This is a genomic window from Pseudomonas sp. O39 (assembly GCF_045447295.1).
Lineage (GTDB): Bacteria > Pseudomonadota > Gammaproteobacteria > Pseudomonadales > Pseudomonadaceae > Aquipseudomonas > Aquipseudomonas antarctica_A.
Genome location: NZ_JBJGXV010000049.1, coordinates 1 through 3,158 on the forward strand (window position 1 = coordinate 1; position 3,158 = coordinate 3,158).

Here is a 3,158-nt window from a genome sequence, read left to right on the forward strand (position 1 = left end):
GTTCGCTTCCAAAGCGCTACACCCTGATGCTGGCTCTGATCTACCTCATGCGTGTACGAGCACGTGATCACCTTGCTGAGATGTTCATCAAACGAATCGCTACTATCCACAAGCGAGCCAAAGATGAGTTGGAGCAGATTCAGGTTCGCCAACGCAAGAAACTGGAGCTACTGGTGGGAACGTTAGGAGGAGTACTTGAGATTCTGGCGCAGGAGCCGGACAACCAGGAAGCCGGAAGCTTGATCCGAGAGTACCTCTCACCTGAAGGAAATATTGACCGGCTTCGCGAGGCCTGCGCCGAAGTCCAGGCCACGGGCGGCAGTAACTATCTCCCGCTACTCTGGAAGCACTTCAAGTCCCATCGTTCATTGCTGTTCCGCCTGAGCCACCTGCTGCAACTGGAGCCAACAACTCAAGATCGCTCGCTTATCGAGGCTCTGCAGATGGTCCAGGAGAACGAGAACCTGCATAGGGAATGGATCGATGAGCATGTGGACTTATCGTTCGCCTCGGATCGCTGGCTCAAAATTGTTCGGCGTTCCCCCAGCGAAGGGCCACCGACCAACCGGCGCTTCCTAGAAGTCTGTGTGTTTTCCCATCTAGCCAACGAACTTCGCTCTGGGGATATCTGTGTTCTGGGCTCGGAGTCGTTTGCTGACTACCGCAAACAGTTACTGCCTTGGGATGAGTGTTTGGCCCGTCTGCCGGAGTACTGCGAAAAGGTCGGCCTGTCGAGTACGGCTAAAGAGTTTGTCGCCAGCTTGAAGGAACAACTTGAGAGTACTGCTCAGCAGTTGGATGACAAATTTCCCAATTGCCGCGGCGATGTGTCGATTAATGAGGCAGGAGAACCGGTGTTGCGCCGTGTCGTCGCACGTGACATCCCGCCTTCAGCGATCTCGCTACAAACGGCTATCACCCAGCGTATGCCAGCCAGACATGTGCTTGACATCATGGCCAACATTGAGCACTGGATTCAGTTCACTCGGCATTTCGGGCCGATGTCCGGTAGTGATCCTAAGCTCAAGGAGCCGGCTGAGCGCTACCTGATGACAATCTTCGCCATGGGCTGCAACTTGGGGCCGAATCAGGCCGCTCGCCATCTGGCAGGTAACGTGACCCCACATATGCTGTCTTACACCAATCGTCGGCACCTGCCGCTTGACAAGTTGGATAAGGCCAATCGGGAGTTGGTCGAGCTTTACCTCCAACTCGATCTGCCCAAACTCTGGGGTGACGGTAAGGCGGTCGCGGCCGACGGGACTCAATTCGACTTCTATGATGAAAACTTGCTCGCAGGATACCACTTCCGTTACCGCAAGATGGGCGCAGTCGCGTACCGGCACGTGGCAAATAACTACATCGCAGTCTTTCAGCACTTCATCCCACCAGGCATCTGGGAGGCTATCTATGTCATTGAGGGTCTGTTGAAAGCGGATCATAGCGTTGAAGTCGATACGGTCTATTCAGACACTCAAGGCCAGTCCGCCACAGTCTTCGCATTCACCCATTTGCTGGGCATCAACCTGATGCCGCGCATCCGCAACTGGCGCAACTTGGTCATGTATCGGCCCGATCGTTCGGCCAAGTACAAGCACATCAACAGCCTCTTCACTGACACCGTCAACTGGAGCCAGATAGAGACCCATTGGCAGGATCTGATGCAGGTGGCGCTGTCGATTCAGGCCGGCAAAATTTCCTCGCCAATGCTACTGCGTAAACTCGGTTCTTACAGTCGGCGCAACAAGCTCTACCATGCCGCGCAAGAGTTGGGATGTGTGATCCGGACAATTTTCCTGCTCAAATGGATTGGCAACCGTGAGTTGCGCCGAGAAGTAACAGCCAATACCAACAAGATTGAGTCCTACAACGGCTTCTCGAAGTGGCTGTCCTTCGGCGGCGATATCATCGCCGAGAACGATCCGGACGAGCAACAGAAGCGCCTGCGCTACAACGACATGATCGCTTCCTCGGTGATTTTGCAGAATACCGTCGACATGATGCGTATTCTGCAAAAGCTCGCCCGTGACGGCTGGCAGTTTACCGATGAGGACGTATCGTTTCTCAGTCCCTACCTGACCAGCAACGTCAAACGCTTTGGGGAATTCAACCTGAAACTTAAGCGTCCACCGGAACCCTGGATCAAGGATTCCATTTTCCAACAGGCAGCGGGCTCAATTCGTGGCCAACAGGTACCCAATAACAAAGTTGAGAAGACGAACTGATGCACATCCCCCCAGCTTCGTTTCGAGTGACACCCTACGGGGAAGTCGATGCCAAAGCACTCGATTCCCTGCGCCAGAACTTTGAAATCGCTCAATTACTTAATGTGGTCGACCAATTGGATGCCTGCCTTGCTGAAATAGGAGGTGTCGACAACATTCGGGACGACTTCTTACGTCTACATGATATGGCCATGACCTTATTGGAATGTTCCCCCCTTACTGTAGCTACTAGCGATGTCGACAGCATTTGGGAAGAGGCTATGAGCCTTCAAGAGGATATTTCTACTTTACGTTCTTGCTTACAGGCTGGCTCTGAACTCTTGTCGTCTTTAGCCGCCCTTGCTCCTGACTGAATCGCGCGTACTGAACAACTGCCCTCGCAAACCCTCTTGATCTGGCGGGCCCAAAGCTTGGCTGTTTTTGGTGTATCTGAATAGGAAAAACTACGATGCCGTTAACCATTACGAACCCTTATCGCTTGCGAATGGAGTGCTTGCGCAACGTATCACCGTATTACGCGGATTTGGCCGGGCGCATTGTCGTGGCTGTACGCACTGAGGCTCTGTCCCTACCAACCGTAACACTGATCGAGGAATTATTCGATCACCTGGACAAGATCGCGTCGCAGCAACGTGGCAGTGTCAAATGCCTGAGTGTGTGGATGAGTGGTCTGGTCTACGCCAAAGCATTGTTAATCACAGACGTCGAGAGGTTCCTGGCGGACGCGGCTGCCCTCGGGGGGCCATCCAGCGTGGGGCCGGCATGAGGGAAGGCATACATGCAGAGACACTGCGCATCATGCTCAAGTCGGTGCCATACGTGAAGGTCCTGACAGTCGGCACGACAAGCAGTTTGGCCTGGCGATTCGTTTGGGCAGGGCGAGCTCGTTTTGGCTACCTTTGCGTTGCGACGCACTAACTCGTTTGATTGCCG

Annotated in this window: 2 protein-coding genes; both read left to right on the top strand. The window is 53.9% G+C overall.

The window, feature by feature from the left end:
* A partial coding sequence (locus tag ACI77D_RS29155; protein ID WP_407018080.1) for a Tn3 family transposase occupies nucleotides 1-2,225 on the top strand: 2,225 nt, incomplete at its 5' end.
* Nucleotides 2,225-2,578, top strand: coding sequence for a Tn3 family transposase post-transcriptional regulator TnpC (gene tnpC, locus ACI77D_RS29160; protein ID WP_407018081.1), 354 nt, complete (start codon nucleotides 2,225-2,227; stop codon nucleotides 2,576-2,578). The genes ACI77D_RS29155 and tnpC, both read left to right, overlap by 1 nt.
* Nucleotides 2,579-3,158: the final 580 nt, after the last annotated feature.

What these genes read in the sequence shown, in the direction of transcription:
- tnpC (WP_407018081.1), top strand. Translation starts at nt 2,225, where the DNA reads ATGCACATCCCCCCAGCTTCGTTTCGAGTGACACCCTACGGGGAAGTC.